The following is a 19478-nucleotide window of genomic DNA, read 5'->3' as shown; positions in this document are numbered from 1 at the left end:
CCACCTCCTCGGGGTGGAACGTGTGGCTGTGCCACGACGGCCTGCCGATGCGGCTCGCAGAGCGGCGTCGCCGTGCAGGACACAGACCACGAGGGGAATGTGGGGGGAGTCGGGGGGTGGGTCTGGGGTCAGGCCGAGCGGTTGGTGAAAATCGCAGCTGCGCCGGCGGGCAGCCGGTAGCTGTACGTTGTGCCGCCCCACGGGAGGTCGAACGTGGCCGGGCTCGTGCCGGAGTTGTAGACCGCTGTCAGCCGGGTGCCGTCGGGCAGTGCCGCGCTCTTTCGCTGCAGGCCGTGGTCTGTCGCCGCGGGGGAAGGGGCGGCCTTGCCGTCGGGGGCGAGGACGGACAGCTCGTGGATGGACCACCAGCTGCCGGAGTCGGCCGTGTTGGTCACCCGGATGTAGCGGGCGGTGGTGGAGGGCAGCAGGATCCGGGTCACCGTGCTGCCGGCACCGACGGCGGTCGGCTTGCTCCAGGTGGTGCCGTCGTCGGAGGTGGACACCTCGTACTGGCGGACGTAGTCACCGGACGAGGCGCTGGTGTCCAGGACGACCTGGTCGAAGGTCTGGGTGGAGCCCAGGTCGAGCTGGAACCAGTCGCCCGGCTGCATGCCGTGACCGGAGCTCCAGCGGGTGGCCGGGTCGCCGTCGATGGCCTGGGATGGGGGGCCGTCCGAGCTGCTCGCGGAGGCTGTTGCCTGCCAGCCGTCGCGGGACAGGGGCGCCTCGCCGGTGGGCGGGGTGAGGGAGGCGCCGGTGGGCAGGGTGTAGCCGACCCACTGGTCGCCGATGCGGACCTGGGGCTGCTGGGCGAGCAGGCTGCTGTCGTAGCTGATCAGGGCCTTGCTGCCGTCCGGGTTGCGGAAGGGGAGGTCGACGGAGCCGATAGTGGCGGGGTCGGTGCTGCCGCTCTGGTTGCCGGTCCAGGTGAACGTCGCGGCTGCCTTCGCGGCCAGGGTGTAAGTGAAGTGGCGGTTGCCCCAGCCGACGGTGAAGGTGCGTGCGCTTGTACCCGAGTTGAAGGTAACAAGCGCGGTGGAGCCGTCGGGATTGGTGAAGGCGACGTCCTCGATGCTGCCCTTGCCGAGGGTGTTGGAGGCGATGCGGCGCGCGCCCGGCTGGACGAACTTGCTGGCCTGGGCGAGCCCCCAGTAGTCGGCCGTCGGCGTGTACGTCCACTTGCCGTCGGTGTTCGGCGCGACCGTCACCACCGGGCGGCAGCCCTGGCATCCGTTGTTTCTGGGGCCGCCGTCGGTGTCCAGTGCCATGTTCCAGCGGACGATGCTCTTAGCCCAGTTCCGGGGTCCGTTGATGACGTTGTCCATGGCGCCGGCGAAGCCGCCCTGTTCGTCGCCCTCCCAGGTGCCGCCGGAGCACTCGCTCTGGAAGGCGGGCTCGTTGGGGTAGTCGTTGTGGACGACGCTCTGCGCCGTCACGTCACCGGCGTAGCAGTGCCATGCCGTACCGGCGACGTCCCGTGCGGCGGCCGGGTCGGTGTACAGGGACTCGGGGTGGCTGGTGACGTCCCAGTTGTGGTCGTAGCCCAGGATGCGGGTGGACAGGCCCTGCTTGCGCAGCGTCGGGGCCAGGTAGCCGGTGACGAAGGTCTTCGCCTGGTCGGCGGGCATCGACATGCCCGGGTAGGTGGACGGCTCGTACAGCGGCTCGTTCTGCGGGGTGACGTAGCGCACCGGCACCCCGGCTGCCGCGTACGCCTTGAGGAACTTCGCGAAGTAGTCGGCGTACGCCTGGTAAGCCTCCGGCTTGAGCTGACCCTTGACCATCGAGCCGCTGGTCTTCATCCAGCCCGGCGCGCTCCACGGGGTGGCCATGACGGTCAACCGCGGGTTGATCCGGCCGGCCTGCTTCAGCAGGGGGATGGTGTACGACCGGTCGTGGTCGATGCTGAAGTGCGCGAGCGTGGGGTCGCTCTGGCCGGCGGGCATGTCGTCGTAGGAGTAGTTGCCGCTCACGGCGAAGTCACTGGCGCCCATCGGCTGGCGCAGGACACTCAGGCCGATGCCGTCGTGGCGGCTGAACAGATCGCGCATCAGGGCGTTGCGCTGCGCGGTGTCGAGCTTGGTGCCGACCAGCCAGGCGGAGGAGTCAGTGAACGAGGCCCCGAAGCCCTCTATCGGCTGGTACGTGCGGGTGCTGTCCACGGTGATCGTCGAGCCGGACGACCCGTCGGGCACGGGACCTGCCTTCCAGGTCACCGGAGCCTGCTTGGCCAGGTGGGTGTCGGTGGACAGGTCGGTGAGCCAGACCTGCGCCTTGCTGAGTGCGGGAGTGGCTGAGGCGGGTGTGGCTGCCGGGAGGACGGAGAGCGTGGCGAGCAGGGTCGTGGCGGCTGCGAGAGTGGGCCGACGTCGTTGCCGGAGGGTGGGTCTCATGGCGGCTCCTTGCGTGTGCTGCAGTGCTGGACTGCGGTGGTGCGAAGCCGGCGCGTTGGGGCCAGGTAAGGGCGCCGGAGCAGGGGGTCACTTCAGGCCGGTGGTGGCGATACCGGCGACGAAGTGGCGCTGGAAGAGCAGGAAGACGACGGTCACCGGGAGCAGGACGACGACGGCGCCGGCGAGGAGAATGCCGAAGCGGGTGAAGTCCTGTCCGCTGCTTGCCAGGGCGAGGCCGACGGGGAGGGTGTACTGGCTCTCGTTCTGGGCCACGACCAGGGGCCACAGGAAGTTGTTCCAGGAGCCGAGGAAGGTGATGATCCCGAGCGTGGCGAGGGCCGGTTTGGTCAGCGGGAGGATGATCTTCCAGAAGATGGCCAGTTCGCGGCAGCCGTCGACGCGGGCGGCGTCGATGAGTTCGTCGGGGAGGGTGGAGATGAACTGCCGCATCAGGAACACACCGAACGGGGTGGCGAGGAACGGCAGGATCAGCCCGAGCAGGGAGCCGGTCAGCTTCATGTTGGCCACCAGGACGTACAGCGGTACGAAGGTGACCAGGCCCGGGACCATGAGGGTCGCGATGACCACGGTGAACACGGCCCGCTGTCCCCGGAACTCGAGCTTGGCCAGGGCGTAGCCGAGCATTGAGCAGAAGATCAGGTTCCCGGCGGTGACGGCCAGGGCCACGATCACGGAGTTGGCGAACATCCTCGTGAAGTCCAGGCTGCCGAACAGCTCCTGGAAGTTCGTGAGCGTGGGCCGGGTGGGGATCAGGTCGGGCGGGATCTTGCGGATGTCCGCCTCGGGCTTGAACGACCCGGACAGCATCCACAGGAACGGCGTGACCATCAGCAGCAGGAGGCCGGAGAGTGGCAGGTACAGCCACGGGCGGCCCCACTCCTGGCGGATGCGGCGGCGCCGTACGGACTTCTGTACAGCGAGATCGATCGTGGTCGTGGTCATGGGGCATCAGTCCTTGTCGCGCAGGACGCGGAACTGCAGCACGGTCAGCGCGATGATGAGAACGAAGACGACGTAGCCGGCGGCCGATGCGATGTCGTAGTTGCCGTTGCCGAACTGCTTGTAGGCGTACAGCGTGGCCGACAGGGTGGAGTCCAGCGGTCCGCCGTCGCTCATGACGAACGGCTCGTCGAAGAACTGCAGGTAGCCGATGCCGGTGGTGACAGCGGTGAGGAGCAGGGCCGGGCGCAGGAGCGGGAAGGTGACCCGCCAGAACCGCTGCCAGGGGCCGGCGCCGTCGAGTTCGGCGGCCTCCATCAGAGATTGAGGCACGGACTGCAGCCCCGCCAGCATGATGATCATGACCGTGCCGAGATTGCGCCACACGGCCATCAGGATCATGACGGGCAGGGCGAAGCGGGTGTCGGCCAGCCAGGCCGGGCCGTCGATGCCGAACCAGGCGAGGACGGTGTTCACCAGGCCCGCGTGGGGCTCGAGGAGGGTTTTCCACACCACGGCGACGGCCACGATGCTGGTGATCACCGGCAGGTAGAAGCCGACTCGGAAGACGGCGCGGAAGCGTCGGATGCCGCGATCGAGTGCGACTGCCGCGGCGAGCCCGGCGGCCAGTGTCAGGGGCAGGGCCGCCAGGACGAACACGGCGGTGTTGCGCAGGGCGGTGAAGAACGTCGGGTCCTGGAAGAGCCGGACGTAGTTGTCGAGGCCGACGAACGACACGTTGAGCGGGGTGCGCAGGTCGGCGCTCTTGGTGTCGGTCAGGCTCATCAGCGTCGACCAGACGACCGGCAGCAGCATGAAGGCGAGGAACAGGGCGAGGAACGGGGCGGCGAGGATCCACGCGGCGCGGGCCTGGCGTCCCCGGGCGGTGCTGCGCGACGAGGGGGTGCCGCGGCGGGCCGCCGGTTGCTTGTCGGTGGCCGCCCGCTTCTGGGTGCCCTGCCCGGCGATGGTGCTGGTGGGCATGGTTGTCATCCGTCCGTACGAGGGATGCGGCGGCGGTTCAGCGGCCGGTGCCGATGCTGGTGGCCTTGGACTGCAGGGTCTTCTGCACCTCGGCGACGGTGGCCTTGCCGTAGGCGAGCTTCTCCAGCTCGGAGTCGATGGCGTCGGCGATCTGCTGCCAGGTGGTGATCGCGGGCGGGGCCTTGGTGACCTTCAGCTGGGTCTCGAAGGCGGCCATCTTCGGGTTGTCGCCCAGGTGGCCCTCCGACCAGGACTGGACGGCGGCAGGCAGGTTGCCGGAGGCGTCCGCGTACTCGGCGAGATTCTTCGGCTCGGTCAGGAACCGGACGAACTTCCAGGCAGCGTCGGCGTTCTTGGCCTCCTTGAAGACCGCCAGGTCGCTGCCGCCGGCCAGGCCGGCCGACTGCGTGCCCTTCGGCAGCGGCATGGTCTGCCACTTGCTGTCCAGCTGGGGTGCGTTCTTGTGGAGGTCGCCGCTCATGCTGGGGCCCTGCTGCACGGTGCCGATCAGCGCGTTCTGGAGGTTCTGGCGGGCGTCGGTCTTGTCGTTCGGCGACAGCTTGTCCTTGAAGAAGCCGCTGTAGTACTCCAGGGCCTTGGTGACGGCGGGCGTGTCGAACGTGAACTTCCTCGCGTCGGCGTCGTAGATGTCACCGCCCTCCTGCCACACCATCGGCAGCCAGAACAGCCAGGAGTTGAAGCCGACCTGCAGCTGAGTGGCGTTGCGCAGCTTGGGGTTCTGCTTGCCCGCGGTGGCCTGGATGGTCTTGAGGTCCTTCAGGTAGCCGGCCCAGTCGCCGGCGGGGGCGCCCTTAATGCCGGCCTTGGTGGTGATGTCGGTGCGGTAGTAGATCACCGAGGTGTCGGCGATGAACGGAACGCCGTAGGAGGTGTCCTTGTACTTGGTCGTGTCCCACTGGCCGGGGAAGAAGGCGGACTCCTTGAACGAGGCCGGGGTGGCCTGGAAGCCGTTCATGGAGGCCATCTCGGCCATCCAGGTGGAGCCGATGAGCGACATGTCGGGGGTGTTGCCGCCGGCGATCGCGGTGGTGAGCTTCTCGTGGGCGGCGTCCCACGGCACCGCGGTGATCTGCACCGTCACGCCGGGGTTCTGCTGCTCGAACTTCTTCGCCAGGCTCTGCAAGTCCTTGTCGGCCTTGTCGCCCATGGACCACATGACCAGCTTGCCCTTAGCCTTGCCGCTGCTGATCTTCGCCGGAGCGTTGTCGGCGGCCGAGGAGTCGTCGCTGCGGCCGCAGCCGGTGGCCAGCAGGGCCGCCGCGACGGTGGCGCAGGCTATCTGGAGGGTTCTGGTGGTGGTGCGGGACGTGCTCATGGTGCGGCTCCTTGCTGAGGGGCGGGGAGAGAAGGAAGCGGGCAGCGGGGAACAAAGGGGGCGGCGGGTGGGTCAAGCTGCGGCGGGGAAACCGCCGTCGTCAATGACGAGTTCGGCCATTAGGCGCAGATCACGGCTGGAGCGTCCGATGCGCAGCCGGTAGCGGCCCGGCGGAGTGTGCCAACGGCCCCTACTTGTGTCCCAGACCCGGAAGGCGCGGGCGGGCACGTGCAGGTCGGCGGTGGCACGGGCACCTGCTGCCGCATGGACGGTCGCGAAGCCGGCGAGCAGGCGCACGGGCCGGTCGAGGCTGTCCTGCGGCGGCTCCAGGTAGACCTGGACGACCTCACGACCGGCCCGGGGCCCGGTGTTGGTCAGTTCCACGGTCAGCTTGAGCCCGTCTCCGCCCGCGGGGTCGGGCAGATCGGCGGAGACGGACGACTGTGAGAGGGCCACGGACTCGTACGCCCACCGGGTCCAGCCGAGTCCGTGGCCGAAGGGGAAGGCCGGGGCGAGGCCGCCTTTGTCCCAGGCCCGGTGGCCGATGTGGACGCCCTCGCTGTAGTGCACGATGCCGTCGCGGGGACGGGCGTCGGGGACGGGAACGTCCTCGGCCCGGGCGGGCAGCGTCCAGGGCAGCCGGCCCGACGGCTCGATCCGGCCCAGCAGGACATCGGCCAGGGCATGCCCGGCCTCCTGACCCGGCAGCCACGCCCACAACAGGGCCGGTGCCTCGTCGGCCCAGGGCAGCAGCACGGGCGCGCCGGCGTTGACGACCACGATCGTGCGCGGGTTGGCGGCGAGCACTTTGCGAACCAGTTCGTTCTGGTGGCCGGGCAGGTCGAGGGCGGTGCGGTCCCAGCCCTCGGACTCGACCTCCTCGTTGGTGCCCACGACGACCACGGCGGCATCGGCGGCCTGGGCCGCGGCGGCGGCTTCGGCGATCTCTTCGTACGGTGTCGGCCCCGGCGGGGCGTGGCGCAGTTGGGCGGTGACGAAGCGGTCGTAGCCGCTCGGCTCCACTACGGTCAGATCGGCGGTCAGGGTGATGCGGCGGGGCTGTGGCCCGGCCTCCAGGTCGATGTGCCTCAGGGGCGGGTTGCTGTGGGTGGAGTCGAGGATCAGCTCCACGCCCCGGTCGTCGTCTCCGGAGAGGATCTCCTCGCCGTCCACGGTCACGCTGTAGCGGCCGACGCACCCGATCTCCAAGCGGTGCGTCCCGGGCTCGGTGAGGGTCAGTACGGTGTGCAGCACCACGCGGTGCGTTTCCGGCCCGAAGTCGCCGTATCCGCTCCAGTCGCCGCAGGGGCGTATCTCGCCGCCGACGCGGTTGCCGTCGGCGTCGAGGTAGTCGGCGCGCACGCCGGCGGCGCCGGTCTCGGGATCGGTGAACTGTGCGGCGGACAGGTACGGCGGGCGCAGGCGGGAGTCGCCGCCGCGGTGCACGGACAGGTGCACGTCCTCGGGGAGTGCGGCGCGCAGTCCGTCCTCGAGGGACACGGTGCGCACTGCCGGGACGAAGGCGCTGCCGCCGCCCTGGAGGTACGGCGCCACGGCGTTGGGGCCGATCAGCGCGACACTGCGGATGACTTCCGGCGCCAGCGGCAGCAGATCGGACTGGTTGCGCAACAGCACCGTGCCGCGGGCGGCGACCTCGCGCAGGAGACGGAACTCCTCCTCTCCTGGCCCCGCCGGGGCGGCGACCATCGCGGGGGTGGTCCCGGGTGCGCCGAGTCGGCCGGTGTGCCGGGCCAGGCGCAGCAGCCGAAGCACCTTGTCGTCGATCAGCCGCTCGTCTACTTCACCCGCGCGGACGGCCTCCACCAGCGGCTCGCCCCACCGCAGGTCGGGTCCGGGCATCACCAGGTCGAGGCCGCCCACGGCCGAGGCCACTGTCGAACGGGTGGCGGCCCAGTCACTGACCACCGGCCCGGCAAAAGCCCACTCCCCCTTCAACACCTCGCGCAGCAGCCGCGCGTTCTCGGTCATCGGCGCCGACTCCGTGCCGTCGTCGACTCCCGAGTAGGCGGCCATCACACTCCACGGCTCGGCCTCGGCGAGGACCTGCTCGAACGGGGCCAGGTAGACCTCGCGCAGAGTCCGCTCGTCCAGCTGTGAGCGGTAGCGGGTGCGGTCGGTCTCGGAGTCGTTGGCCACGAAGTGCTTCAGGCAGGCGCCCACACCCTGGCTCTGGAGACCGCGTACGAGGGCGGCGGCAAGGATTCCGGTGAGCAGCGGATCCTCGGAGAAGTACTCGAAGTGCCGCCCGGCGACGGGGGTGCGCTGCAGGTTGACCACCGGCGCCAGGACCACATCGACGCCCTTGCGGCGTGCCTCCGTAGCGAAGAGCGTGCCGAGCCGCTCGGCGAGCCCGCTGTCCCAAGTCGCCGCCAGTGCGCTGGGCGCGGGGGCCAGCAGACCGGTGGCGGCGGGGTCCTCACCGGTTCCGCGCACTCCCTGCGGGCCGTCGGACATGGTCACCGCCGACAGCCCGAGGCGGGGCTCGGCCGGGAGTCTCCACAGGCTCGCGCCCGTCAGCAGCCGGACCTTGGACTCGAGATCCAGGGCCCGGATGCGGTCGGCGAGCTCGGTGTCATCAGGGAGGGCAGGGCGGCTCATGCTCGTCCTTCCAGGCCGCGATGCGGCACGAAGCGGGCGGAACGGGAAGCAGGAAAGCACACTCACTAAGTACTTAGTAAGTGCTTGTGCGGAAGTTCTTTCAGCGGTTGGATCGGTGTCGTGACCACTGACCGACAGAGCCGTAGAGTCAGCCCGATGACCGGAAGCAAGCCAGGCGTGGGGAAGGAGCCCCGCACGGGGAGGAGCCTGAAAGCCCAGCAGCGGCGGCAGGAGATCCTGCAGATCGCCATGGACACGTTCGCCGCGCGCGGCTACAACAACGCCTCCCTGCAGGAGATCGCCGACCGTGCCGGCGTCACCCAGGCCGGCGTCCTGCACTACTTCCGCTCCAAGGCCCAGCTGCTCACCAGCGTCCTCGACCTGCGCGACGCGACGGACATCGAGCAACTCGGCCCCGAACGCCCCCGAGGCATGGCCTTCCTGCGTCATCTGGTCGACACCGTTCGCCGCAACGCCGAACGGGAAGGCATCGTCCGGCTGTACGCCGTCCTGTCAGCGGAGAGTGTCACCGAAGGCCACCCCGCCCAGGACTACTTCCGCGACCGCTACACGGGACTGCGCGCCATGGTCACCGAGGCCCTCGCCGAAGCAAGCGAACTCGGCGAGATCCGGGCGGATGCGAACCTCGAAGACGCGGCCAACGCGATCATCGCCGTCATGGACGGCCTCCAGGTCCAGTGGCTGCTCGCCCCCGATTCCGTCGACATGACCGCCTCCACGGACCGCGTGATCACCGCGCTCCTGGCAGACCTCGCCGACAGCCGCACCTGACCTGCCTCAAGCAGCGCCGAGCGCCTGTACCCAACCGAACTGCAGGCCCGCCTCACCGAGGGCGCCTCACTGGAGGCACGTCACATCGCTCAGTTGGGGGATCCCCACGCGCCCGACCATGACCGGTCCGCCCGCCGTCGTCACCTGGGCGGCCGATGGCCTGGGTGGAAGGCATGGTGCGTGACGTGGACACTGCCGGAGCCGATGCTGGCCACCCCCGTGCCTGATCCTGCTCTGCAGCCCGGTTGGGCCGGCGAGCCGAAGTGGGACGGATTCCGGGCCCTGCTTTCCGTCGATGCGGGCCCGGTGGTGCTGCGCTCCAGGCACGGCACCGAGATGCTGCCGGCGTTTCCGGAGATTGCGGCGGGGGCCGCGCAGCTGCCGGATGCCACCGCGCTGGATGGCGAGCTGGTCATATGGGACGCCGCGGGCCGGCTCGCCTTCGAGCAGCTGCAGAACCGGCTTCAGCGGCGCGGCTCCGGGGTGGCCCGGGCGGCGGGTGAGTGGTCGGCCCACTTTGTCGCGTTCGATCTGCTGCGGTTGTCCGGGACCGATACGACCAGCTGGCCGTATCGGCGGCGCAGGGCCGCGCTCGAGTCCGTGTTCGCCGCCCGTCGTCTGTCCGCCCCGTGGGTGCTGTGCCCGTCGACTACCGATCCGGACACGGTGCGTGAGTGGCTGACGTGGGCGTCGGTCGGGATGGAGGGCGTGCTTTTTAAGCGGCTGGACGGCGTGTACGAGCCTGGGGTGCGGGGGTGGCGGAAGTACAAGGTGCGTGAGACGACCGAGGCGATCGTCGGCGCGGTCACCGGCTCCCTGGCCGCTCCCAGCAGTCTGCTGCTCGGCAGGTACGACGATGACGGCCGCCTGCAGTACACCGGCCGCACCACCACTCTCGCCCAGGCGACGAGCAGCACGGTCGCCGGGCTACTCGCTCCGGCCCGGCGCGGTCATACGTGGACAGGCTGGTCGTTCTCCGCCGGGTGGGGCAGTCAGGAGACTCTGGACGTCACACTGGCGGAACCCGAGCTGGTGGTGGAAGTCGGCGTCGACGTCGCCCGCGATGCCTCCGGCCGATGGCGCCACCCCGCACGCCTGCACCGAGCCCGGCCCGACCTCTCCCCCGCCGACGTCCCCCGCCTGACGTCACCGCCGCACTGACGGCAGCACGGGCGCGGCGGTCCTGCCGACGCGCCACCGGCTGAGCGCTGGTCCCGGTCCTCGGCTGCGTCCGCGCCGTCCGTCCCGCCCATCCCTCTGCGTGCGGGTCAGCCATCGCGCACACGACCAGGTCTTCACCAGTCCGGGGCTCACGTTCAGCGGTTAAGAAGCGGCTCTCTCACCGAATCCTTCTCCCTCCCCATAGAGGAAGTTGAGTTGCTCAACGCTGGCGACCTGGACCACCTCGAATCGGCAAGGCTAAGGGCTGTCCCGCAATCGCCCGCTCGCCGCCTGGCATGATCGACGCGTGACCAGTGAACCTGGGCGGCCGGGCCGCATGAAGTACGTCCTGCTCGATGTCGATGGCACGTTGATCGACGCGGTGAGCAACCAGCGCCGAGTCTGGGCAACCTGGGCAGAGCGGTACGGGCTGGATGCTGAAAAGGTCTACCGGGTGGCTCTGCAGACGCGACCGATGGAGACGTTCACTCAGGTCGCTGCGGACCAAGATCCGTGCGAGTGCCTGGCCACGCTGCACGAACTGGAGGACGAAGACGTCCGATCCGGCGTCTATTCGGCTTTCGACGGCGCATCCGAGCTGCTGCACGGCCTGACACCGGGGACTTGGGCGCTGGTGACCTCCAACTACGAGCACCGGGTGCGCGGCCGTTTCCTGCGGACAGGCCTGCCGGTGCCGGACGTGATCGTGGACGCGGCTGCGGTCGAGGAGGGCAAGCCCTCTCCCGTCCCCTATCTGCGAGCCGCTGCACGGCTGGGAGCCGAGCCGGGAGACTGCCTGGTTATCGAGGACGCCCCGTCCGGGGTGCGGTCCGGGCTGCGTGCCGGGATGACGGTGTGGGGCGTGAACGCCGCTGTCGCGGTGGAGGGGGTGCACCGCCACTTCGCCAGTCTGCACGAGGCCGTCCCGCACATCCTGGCCTTCATATCCGGCCCTCACGGGAATGCCGAGCATGAGGCCGTCCGTCGGCACCAAGCCTCGCTGGGATGATCTGCGTGTGACTGGTGTGATCACGGCGTCGGAGCCCTCCTGGATAACCCCGTTCACCGGGCTGACCCCACGGCAATTCGGCAAGCTGATCACCGCACTGCGGCGCGAGGGGGCGGATCCGGTGCGCAGGGGCCGGCCGTGGAGCCTGCCGCTGGAGGACCGGATGCTGCTGGTCGCCGCCTACTGGCGGACCAACCTGACACTGCGCCAACTGGCACCACTGTTCGGGGTGTCGAAGTCCGCAGCCGACCGCATCATCGACCACCTCGGACCCGCACTCGCGCTGCAGCAACGCAAGCGATTCCGCAAGGACACCGTCCTGATCGCGGACGGCACCCTGGTTCCCACCCGCGACCACACCATCGCCGAGCAGTCGAAGACATCTCATGTCGCTGGTGAGTCAAGTAGGTGCTCAGGCGGCGAGGTCCAGGGTCGCTGCGAAGGCGCGATCGGGGTCGAATAGCGTGCGGCGCTGTAGGCAGTGGTAGAGGCAGCCGAGCAATTTGTTGAACAGGTTCCTGAGAGCTGCAGTAATGGCGTTCTCCGCCGGCTCGTCGTCGGTCGTAGTGGGCGCGTGGAGCCTGGGTGCGCAGAGCTGCGAAGGCCCACATGTGCCCTGCAGCGGCCAGCCGCTGGTTCTTGACTGTCCGGGCCACGACAACGTGGCTGCGGCCGGAGGCCCGCGTGACGGGGGCCGCGCCCGCGTATGCCTTCATGGCTCGGGCGTTCGCGAAGCGTTCGCGGTCGTCTCCGATCTCGGCAAGGACGCGTGCTCCAGATAGCACGGACAGACCCGGGAAACTAGTGATGATGTCGGCATCTGGGTGCGCGAGGAATGCTTCCTCCGTCGCCACCGCGAGCTGGGCGACGCTGGTGCAGGCGGCGTCGACCTGCCGGATGAGCGCCACTGCTTGGTGTCCCAGGGCCTGTTCGACCTTGGGCAGCTGGCGGAGGTGGTCCGCGCGAAAGATATCCCGAAGCCCCTCGACCTCGGCTTCGATTCCGCAGCGGGGACGCTCGCCGCGCTTGAGTAGCGCGCGCAACTGGCTGCGGGTGAGTTTGGCGGCATCGGCTGGCGTGGACGCGGCAGCCAGGATCACGCGGGCGCGCGGCGAGTCGAGTCCGGGTTTTCCGGGGCCGTGGAAGGCAGCGAGGGCGGCCGGGTAGTACTCGCGCAGGTGCGAGCGGAGTCGGTTGATCATCTGTTGCCGGTCCCAGATTGCGTCCTGGTGAGCGCGGGCCAGGACGGCGACGGCCTGCCCGGCTTCGCTGTCGTCGGGCAGGGGCCGGTGGGCGTGACGGTCGGTCCGCAGGATGTTGGCCAGGACGCGGGCGTCGGCTGCGTCGGACTTGACTCGGGAGACGCTGGCGCGATCGCGATAGCGGGCGGCGGCCAGTGGGTTGATCGCGTAGATCTGGCGGGCGGTGGCCCGCAAGCAGGCAACGAGGAGCCCGCGAGGGGTCTCGATGGCGACCGGGATCGGATCCTCCGCGGTGTCACCGTGGCGGTCCAGTAGTTCCATCAGCGCGTGGAAGCCGGCGCTGTCGTCGCTGATACGTAGCTTGGCCACCTGGGCTCCGTTCTGGTCGACCAGAGCTATGTCGTGGTGCCCTTCCGCCCAGTCGATGCCGCAGAAGATCGCGCTCAACGTTGTACCTCCGTATCAACCTGCAGGTTGGTCCTGCCCGGAGCACGCGGCGCTCTAATAGAAGTGCTCGAGGCACGCCATCTCATGAGCCGTTCGTGTCTCCAGCGACCGGCAGGGACCTCGGTCTGCTGGAGAGCTCTTGGGCTCGCGAACTGCTGAGAGGTCGGCCCCTGTCGGCGGGCTGGGGACATGAAAGCGGTGATGTCCGAGCTTCTGCCGGGCGGGACCGGTCTTTGACCAGAGATCAAGGTCCCGGAACTACCGAAGGTCTCCGCCCGACAGAGCACGGGCGAGGCGGAGCCGGTCTGAGCACGGGGATCCAGTCCCAGAACAGCGGCAGGCTTCCATCTCGCCTGGCGGCCCTTGCACTCACGCGCTCGGGCTCACCGATGAACTATTAGAACTACCGGTACTCCACCAACCACCAGGTCGTCATCGACGCGGACACCCGCCTCGTCGTTGCCGTGGGCCGGCCGCTGCCCGGCAACCGCAACGACTGCAAGGCGTGGGAGCTGTCCGGCGCGAAGGACGCCGTCGGCAAGACGACCGTGATCGCGGACGGCGACTACCGGGGCACCGGCCTGGTCATCCCGCACCGCCGCGAGCGCGGCCAGGCCGAACTCCCGGCCTGGAAAGAGGAACACAACACCTCCCACCGCAAGGTCCGCGCCCGCGTCGAGCACGTCTTCGCCCGCATGAAGAGCTGGAAGATCCTGCGCGACTGCCGCGTCAAAGGTGACGGCGTACACCACGCCATGCTCGGCATTGCCCGCCTGCACAACCTCGCCCTCGCCAGGTGACAACGAAAGGCGCAGGTCATCCAGCACGGCGTAGGTCATTTACGGGACAACCCTTAGTAGTGCTTCGTTAGGTTGTGGGCTGTCTGCGGCTGCTCCGAGGGCGGGGCAGGGGGCGGCCGCAGGTGGTGCAGGTACCGGTCCAGCACCTCAGGAGGTCCTGAAGAACGTCGAGGACCTGGTAGAGAGTCAGGCCGGTGTGCGGACTTTTGGGTCGAGCCGCCTGAGGGTGAGGAAGGCCTGGGCGGCGGTGACGAGGGTGACGTGGTGGTGCCAGCCGCGCCAGGTGCGGCCCTCGAAGTGGTCCAGCCCCAGGCCATGCTTGAGCTCGCGGTAGTCGTGTTCGATCCGCCAGCGCATCTTCGCCGACCGCACCAGGTCAGCGACCGGGGTGGTGGCGGGCAGGTTCGATATCCAGTAGGCCGTCGGAGTGTCCTGGCCGTCCGGCCATTCGACGAGGAGTGTCTGGACGGGCAGGACGCCGTCCCAACGGTTGCGGCCGCCGCCCGCCTCCTGTGCTGCGGCCAGGGACTGCTTGCCCGCGGGCCGCACTGTCAGCAGCGCGAACCGTGAGGTCATCGCGCCTTTGCTGCCCTGCCTCCAGGTCACCTCGGTGAACCGCTCCGCACCCGCCTGCGCTGCGAGGACGCAGACGGCTCGCGGCGGGGTGCGGTAGCGGGGAAGGGTGGGCGGTCCGAGCCCGCCGTAAGCCGGCTGGTGCGGCTCGACGTCCCCGGGGTGGGCGACTTCCTTCCCGTTCAGGGCCAGGACATAAGACAGGCCTCGTTCCTGGAGACCGAGCCGGAACGGGGTGCTGACGCCGTAGCCGGCGTCGGCGACCACGACCGGCGCCTTCAACCGCCACTGGGCGAGTGTGTCCAGCAGGCCGAGCGCCAGACGCCACTTCTCCTGGTGCACCACGTCGTCGGGGACCCCTGCCCTGCGGCATCGGTCCGGCTCGTCCGTCCACTCACGCGGCAGATACAACTGCCACTGCAGTGGGCATGAGGCGGAGTCGGTGGCGGCATGGACACTGACCGCGACCTGGCAGTTCGCCCGTTTCCCGACCGCTCCGCAGTACTGGCGAGCCACCCCCACCGACGCCTTGCCGCACTTGGGAAACGACACATCGTCGATCACCCACACCTCAGGAGTGATCACCTCGGACAGCCGCTCGGCGATCCGCTGCCTGACCGGCAGCGGATCCCACGGCGACTGGTTCACGAACTGCTGCAGAGCCTGCATGTTCCCGTCCGGCAGCCGCTCGGCCATCGGCTGGACCGACTTGCGCCGGCCATCCAGCATCAGCCCCCGCAGATAACACTCGCCCCACCGCCGCTGATCCCGCCGCGGCACCGAGGCGAACACATCGGCAACGAACTCCGATAACTCACCCCGGAGTCGTTCCACTTCCCCCAGCCTCATGCCAAGAAGATGCCCACCACCAGGCAAGATCACCCCACGTAACGAAGCACTACTAGGTCGCGGGCGGCAACGCCGGAACAGAGCTGGAGCGGTGGCGGATCGTGGGCCGGGACGCCGTCGTCTTCCCCGAAGTGGTGGCCGTCGCCGACGCGCTGCTGGACCCGGCCATGGCCCAGCTGGCATGGGCCGACAGCGGCGCCGGGCGGCCGCGGGCGCTCCTTCAACTCTTTCACCCACGTCCGGTCCGCGATGCGGCGGATCGCCGACCTCTACCCGGGCGAGGCGAAAACCGATGCCAGGGACGCCGCGGTGATCGCGGACGCGGCACGGACGATGCCGCACACGCTGCGTTCGTGACGGGGCCGCGCCCACCCGCTCTGGACGACCAGCTCCTGTTCCACATGATCGCGCTGGCGCCCTGGGTCCCGGGCTGTCGTGCGTCGGATCACCAAGCTGGGCGGCACCGCCTCCTACAAGGACGTGCAGCAGCACTTAACCGGCTACCCGACGCACCCGATCCCGCCGTCGAAGATCGGCGGCATTCAGCGGAACGAACGCACGCCGTCACCGCATCGACGACGTCCTCGTCGCCGGGGTCACACGCGCCTTCGTCCTCACCGACGCCCTCCCCACCCTGCTGCGCGGCGAACCGTCCGGGCCGGCCACCTGACTAGGGCGTGCCCCGTGTCAGGCCCAGACGGTGGCAGCACCGGGACGCAGATCCCGCCAGACGCCGAGCGTTTTCAGCATGGCTGCGGGCCGTCCCCGGGACTGACGCACATCGCATCCTCGCCGTTTCGCGTGTCCAGCCCTCCGACAAGCCATACAGTCCTGGACAGGCGATGGGGGCGAGTTCGGGGGCGTGGGGCATGGCGCGTGTGGTGGCGGTGCACGGGATCGGGAAGCAGACACTCGGCGAGGAGACGCTGCGGAAGGAGTGGTTACCTGCTCTCAACGACGGTCTGACGCGGGCCAGCGCCACGGTTCGTCTTGCGGAGCCGGATGTGACGATGGCGTTCTACGGTGATCTCTTCCGCCCGCCAGGTGAGTTCCTCGCCGTCGGGGATCCTCCCTACATCGCGGCCGACGTCGCTGAAGGGTTCGAGCAGGAGCTGCTGCTGGCCTGGTGGCAGGAGGCCGCGGCGAGTGATCCGGCCGTGGTACCGCCGGGCGCGGACACGCTGGTGTCCACGCCGCGCTCAGTGCAGGCGGCGTTGCGGGCGCTGTCGGGCTCGCGGTTCTTCGCCGGCGTCACGCTGCGGGCGATGGTCTTCGATCTGAAGCAGGTGCACGCCTATCTCACCGATCCGGACCTGCGGGCGCAGGCCCTGGCCCGGGTGGCCGATCAGATTCGGGAGGACACCCAGGTCGTGGTGGCGCACTCGCTGGGTTCGGTCGTCGCCTACGAGGCCTTGTGTGTGCGGCCCGGGCACCGAGTAAAGGCCCTGGTGACTATCGGCTCGCCGCTGGGCATCAAAAATCTGATCCTGCACCGCCTGCAGCCGGCGCCCGTCACGCTGGATGGTCCGCCGCGCGCCGTGTGGCCCGGGCCTGCGGGTCTGGTGTGGACGAACCTAGCCGATGAGGGCGACGTCGTTGCTCTGGTGAAGGATCTGCGGCCGGCGTTCGGTAAGCAGGTGCGCGGCGCGATCGTACGCAACGGTGCACGCGCGCACGACGCGAGCGCGTATCTGACCGACGCACTGTGCGGGCGGGCCGTCGCGGACGGCCTGGCATGACCGCCCCCGTCGGCGGTGCGGTGGAGGGCGAGGAGGGGCCGCGGCGTTTTCTGATCGCGACCGCTGTCTCCCGCTACCCCAAGTGCCCGCAGTGGGACCGGCCCGGACTAGCCGAAGCACGCGATCAGATCATTGAGTTGTTCACCGGCACGCTTGGTTACCGCCACCAAACCGGGCTGGGCCTGGATCCGAACAAGACGCAGCTGACCGATCAGTTGCGGGCGTTCTGCACTTCGCCCGAGCGCCGCGAGGACGACCTCGTCGTGGTCTACCTCTCCGGCCACGGCGAAGTCCTCGAGGACGGCGGCGAGCACGTACTGCTCATGGCCGATGCCGACCCGGCCGATGTCACCTACACCGCGCTGCCGACGGCCGATCTGGTTCGGGTTCTGCGTGGTACCCGCCTCCGCAGGCTCCTGCTCATCCTGGACACCTGCTACTCCGGGCAGGGTGGCAACGAACTCGCCGCGGCCGCCCTCGAACGCCTCGGCGCACAGTGGGGACAGGGGCCAAGCAGCTCAGGTCTGGTGATCGTGTCCTCCGCCCAGCCCCACCAGCAGGCTCAGGTCGGCGCCTTCCCCGACCTGCTCGTCAAGGCAGTCGGCAGCCAGGCGACCGCCGGCCACGCACCAGCTCATCTGTCGGTGTCCGCGGTCGTGCAGCACATCAACGACCACCCGGACAAACCCGGCTACCAGCACATCAGCCTCTCCCTGCTCGGCCTGTCGGGCGAACCACCCGACTTCCTCACCAACCCCCGCCACGACATCCGCCTCACCGACGTCGACCTCGCCCTGCAGGATGCCGCCGAGTTCGACGCCTACGCTCTGCAGAGGGAAACCGAGTTCACCTCCCGCCTCCTGGTCCGCGCCATGGGCTACCACGGAGATGGCGGGCAGGGCTGGTGGTTCTGCGGCCGCCACCAGGCCCTGTCTGACCTCGCCGCCTGGCTCAAACAGGACGGCAACCACGCCCAGCAGCAGCGCCCGGATAGGGGCGGTGCGGGTGAGTGCGTGCGGGTGGTCACGGCCGGCCCGGGCTCGGGCAAGACAGCGGTCCTGGGTCTCGTCTCCGCGCTCAGCTTGCCTGAGCGCCGTCGCACCGTGCCCGTCGGCGCCCTCGGGCTCGGCTCCGCCCAGATCCCGCACGAGGGCAGCATCGACGTCGTCATGTATGCCCAGAACCTCACCAACAGCCAGGTCCTGTCAGGTCTCGCGGCGGCGGCCGGGTTCAAATGCGCGAGCGTCGGCGAGTTCCTCGAAGCCCTCGGACAGCGCACCAGCGCCCGAACCCAGCCCTTCACGGTACTCATCGACGCCCTCGACGAAGCCGCCACCCCCGACACCCTCTGCGCGCAGATCGTGCGTCCCCTCATCGAGCACGCCCGCGGACACATCCGCCTCCTGCTCGGCACCCGCCCCTACCTCCTGGACCGGCTCGGCCTGAGCAGCCACCCGCAGCGCCGCGACAGCAGGATCATCGACCTCGACAGCCCCCGCTACGCCGACCGCGAGGCCCTGCTGGCCTACACGATGCGCAACCTCCTGCAAAGCCACCGCACCTCCCCCTACCGGTCGACCACCCCCAGCCTGCTCCGGGCCGTCGCCCAAGCCGTCGGCGACGCCGCAGGCATGTCCTTCCTCGTCGCCCGCTTCGCCGCCTACACCCTCGCCTCCGCCGAACAGGCTGTCCCCGACCCATATGACGTACGCTGGCGCGCTGGCTTGCCCCGCCATGCCGGACAGGCCATGCGCGAGGACCTCACCCGGCGCCTGGGAACCGACGCCCAACGCGCCACCGACTTGTTGCGCCCTCTCGCCTACGCCGAAGGCCAGGGCCTGCCCTGGGAAGACATCTGGGCCCCCCTCGCCTCCGCCATCTCCGGCAGCGCCTACACCGACGAAGACCTCCTGTGGCTACGCCGCAACGCCGGCTCCTACGTCGTCGAAGCCACTGAGAACGGCCGCTCCGCCTACCGCCTCTACCACCAGGCCCTCACCGAACACCTCCGCGACAACACCGACTCCGTAACGGTCCACAGCGCGTTCGTCGACACCCTCATGGACAGCGTCCCCCTGCGGGGTGACGCCACCCGAGACTGGTCCCGCGCTCACCCCTACGCCCTCAACCATCTGGCCACCCACGCCGCGGCCGCAGGCCGTATCGACGACCTCCTCGACCACACCGAGTACCTCGTCCACGCCAGCCCGCCCGGCCTCACCCCCCACCTGCAAGACGCATCAACCCCACAAGCGCGACTGACGGCAGCCGTCTACCGCACCTCCTACGACCTGCACGTCACCGCCACCCCCACCGTGCGCCGCAACCTCCTCGCCCTCAACGCCGCACGTGCCGGCGCCGACATCCTGCTCCGACAACTCAACAGCTATGCCCGCAGCACCGAATGGCTCCCCGCTTGGGCCACCGGCAACGACTTCACCCCTGCCCTCCGCCACACACTTACAGAACGTGCCAAGGATGCCCATACCGTGGCGTGCACGGTCCTCGACGGCCGCACCGTCGCCGTCATCGGCACCGGCTACGGCTACGGCGCCGACGCCCAGGGCGGGGTGTATGTGTGGGACTTGACCAGCGGGCATCTCCTGGGCGACCC

11 protein-coding genes and 4 pseudogenes are annotated in these 19478 nt (G+C 69.4%); 8 read left to right on the top strand and 7 right to left on the bottom strand.

The annotated features are described in order from the left end of the window. Positions 1 to 128 precede the first annotated feature (128 nt). From ABZ192_RS24030 to ABZ192_RS24010, 5 genes are all read right to left on the bottom strand, one after another. On the bottom strand, positions 129 to 2393 hold the full coding sequence (locus ABZ192_RS24030) for a discoidin domain-containing protein (RefSeq protein WP_356926503.1): 2265 nt from the start codon (positions 2391 to 2393) through the stop codon (positions 129 to 131). 87 nt (positions 2394 to 2480) lie between these two features. Beyond that, positions 2481 to 3356, bottom strand: coding sequence for a carbohydrate ABC transporter permease (locus ABZ192_RS24025; protein ID WP_356926502.1), 876 nt, complete (start codon positions 3354 to 3356; stop codon positions 2481 to 2483). 6 nt (positions 3357 to 3362) lie between these two features. Beyond that, a complete protein-coding gene (locus ABZ192_RS24020; protein ID WP_356926501.1) occupies positions 3363 to 4337 on the bottom strand; it encodes a sugar ABC transporter permease in 975 nt (324 codons plus the stop codon). A gap of 37 nt (positions 4338 to 4374) precedes the next feature. Continuing rightward, entirely contained in the window at positions 4375 to 5673 is a 1299-nt protein-coding gene (locus ABZ192_RS24015; RefSeq protein ID WP_356926500.1) for an extracellular solute-binding protein, read from the bottom strand. Positions 5674 to 5745: 72 nt separating this feature from the next. Further along, on the bottom strand, positions 5746 to 8292 hold the full coding sequence (locus tag ABZ192_RS24010) for a glycoside hydrolase family 3 C-terminal domain-containing protein (protein ID WP_356926499.1): 2547 nt from the start codon (positions 8290 to 8292) through the stop codon (positions 5746 to 5748). A gap of 156 nt (positions 8293 to 8448) precedes the next feature. Here ABZ192_RS24010 and ABZ192_RS24005 point away from each other — a divergent pair, with 156 nt between their 5' ends. The 4 genes and pseudogenes from ABZ192_RS24005 to ABZ192_RS23990 all read left to right on the top strand — a co-directional run. After that, complete coding sequence (locus tag ABZ192_RS24005; RefSeq protein ID WP_356926498.1) at positions 8449 to 9084, top strand: TetR family transcriptional regulator; 636 nt, start codon at positions 8449 to 8451, stop codon at positions 9082 to 9084. A gap of 180 nt (positions 9085 to 9264) precedes the next feature. After that, on the top strand, positions 9265 to 10245 hold the full coding sequence (locus tag ABZ192_RS24000; protein ID WP_356926497.1) for an ATP-dependent DNA ligase: 981 nt from the start codon (positions 9265 to 9267) through the stop codon (positions 10243 to 10245). Between the two features lie 337 nt (positions 10246 to 10582). Continuing rightward, positions 10583 to 11254: an HAD-IA family hydrolase gene (locus ABZ192_RS23995; RefSeq protein WP_356926496.1), complete on the top strand. Its 672-nt coding sequence runs from the start codon at positions 10583 to 10585 to the stop codon at positions 11252 to 11254. A gap of 7 nt (positions 11255 to 11261) precedes the next feature. Beyond that, positions 11262 to 11633: pseudogene (locus ABZ192_RS23990) on the top strand (transposase family protein); the annotation flags it as partial. 33 nt (positions 11634 to 11666) lie between these two features. On the opposite strand, the pseudogene ABZ192_RS23985 reads toward ABZ192_RS23990, so the two are convergent. After that, positions 11667 to 12903 (bottom strand): annotated as a pseudogene (locus tag ABZ192_RS23985) (IS110 family transposase). A gap of 401 nt (positions 12904 to 13304) precedes the next feature. On the opposite strand from ABZ192_RS23985, the pseudogene ABZ192_RS23980 reads away from it, so the two are divergent. Continuing rightward, positions 13305 to 13703: pseudogene (locus tag ABZ192_RS23980) on the top strand (transposase); the annotation flags it as partial. Between the two features lie 186 nt (positions 13704 to 13889). On the opposite strand, the gene ABZ192_RS23975 reads toward ABZ192_RS23980, so the two are convergent. Beyond that, positions 13890 to 15125, bottom strand: coding sequence for an IS701 family transposase (locus tag ABZ192_RS23975; RefSeq protein ID WP_356926495.1), 1236 nt, complete (start codon positions 15123 to 15125; stop codon positions 13890 to 13892). A 246-nt stretch (positions 15126 to 15371) separates the two neighbouring features. Here ABZ192_RS23975 and ABZ192_RS23970 point away from each other — a divergent pair. From ABZ192_RS23970 to ABZ192_RS23960, 3 genes and pseudogenes are all read left to right on the top strand, one after another. Next, a pseudogene (locus tag ABZ192_RS23970) lies at positions 15372 to 15479 on the top strand (transposase); the annotation flags it as partial. A 515-nt stretch (positions 15480 to 15994) separates the two neighbouring features. Next, positions 15995 to 16864 (top strand): hypothetical protein, encoded by an 870-nt coding sequence (locus tag ABZ192_RS23965; protein WP_356926494.1) that lies wholly within the window; start codon positions 15995 to 15997, stop codon positions 16862 to 16864. After that, positions 16861 to 19478, top strand: a 2618-nt coding sequence (locus ABZ192_RS23960; protein WP_356926493.1) for a caspase family protein, incomplete at its 3' end; no start/stop codon positions are given. The genes ABZ192_RS23965 and ABZ192_RS23960, both read left to right, overlap by 4 nt.

It is taken from the genome of Streptomyces sp. NPDC006235 (assembly GCF_040613735.1).
In the GTDB taxonomy this organism is placed as follows: Bacteria; Actinomycetota; Actinomycetes; order Streptomycetales; family Streptomycetaceae; genus Streptomyces.
Note: the sequence above shows the minus strand (reverse complement) of the source record. Positions and strands in the feature narration are given on the sequence as shown.

Bases quoted from the DNA above. Each gene is read 5' to 3' on its own strand.
- ABZ192_RS24030 (WP_356926503.1), bottom strand. From the start codon at position 2,393: ATGAGACCCACCCTCCGGCAACGACGTCGGCCCACTCTCGCAGCCGCC.
- ABZ192_RS23965 (WP_356926494.1), top strand. From the start codon at position 15,995: ATGGCGCGTGTGGTGGCGGTGCACGGGATCGGGAAGCAGACACTCGGC.
- ABZ192_RS23995 (WP_356926496.1), top strand. From the start codon at position 10,583: ATGAAGTACGTCCTGCTCGATGTCGATGGCACGTTGATCGACGCGGTG.
- ABZ192_RS23975 (WP_356926495.1), bottom strand. From the start codon at position 15,125: ATGAGGCTGGGGGAAGTGGAACGACTCCGGGGTGAGTTATCGGAGTTC.
- ABZ192_RS24015 (WP_356926500.1), bottom strand. From the start codon at position 5,673: ATGAGCACGTCCCGCACCACCACCAGAACCCTCCAGATAGCCTGCGCC.
- ABZ192_RS24025 (WP_356926502.1), bottom strand. From the start codon at position 3,356: ATGACCACGACCACGATCGATCTCGCTGTACAGAAGTCCGTACGGCGC.
- ABZ192_RS24005 (WP_356926498.1), top strand. From the start codon at position 8,449: ATGACCGGAAGCAAGCCAGGCGTGGGGAAGGAGCCCCGCACGGGGAGG.
- ABZ192_RS24020 (WP_356926501.1), bottom strand. From the start codon at position 4,337: ATGCCCACCAGCACCATCGCCGGGCAGGGCACCCAGAAGCGGGCGGCC.
- ABZ192_RS24010 (WP_356926499.1), bottom strand. From the start codon at position 8,292: ATGAGCCGCCCTGCCCTCCCTGATGACACCGAGCTCGCCGACCGCATC.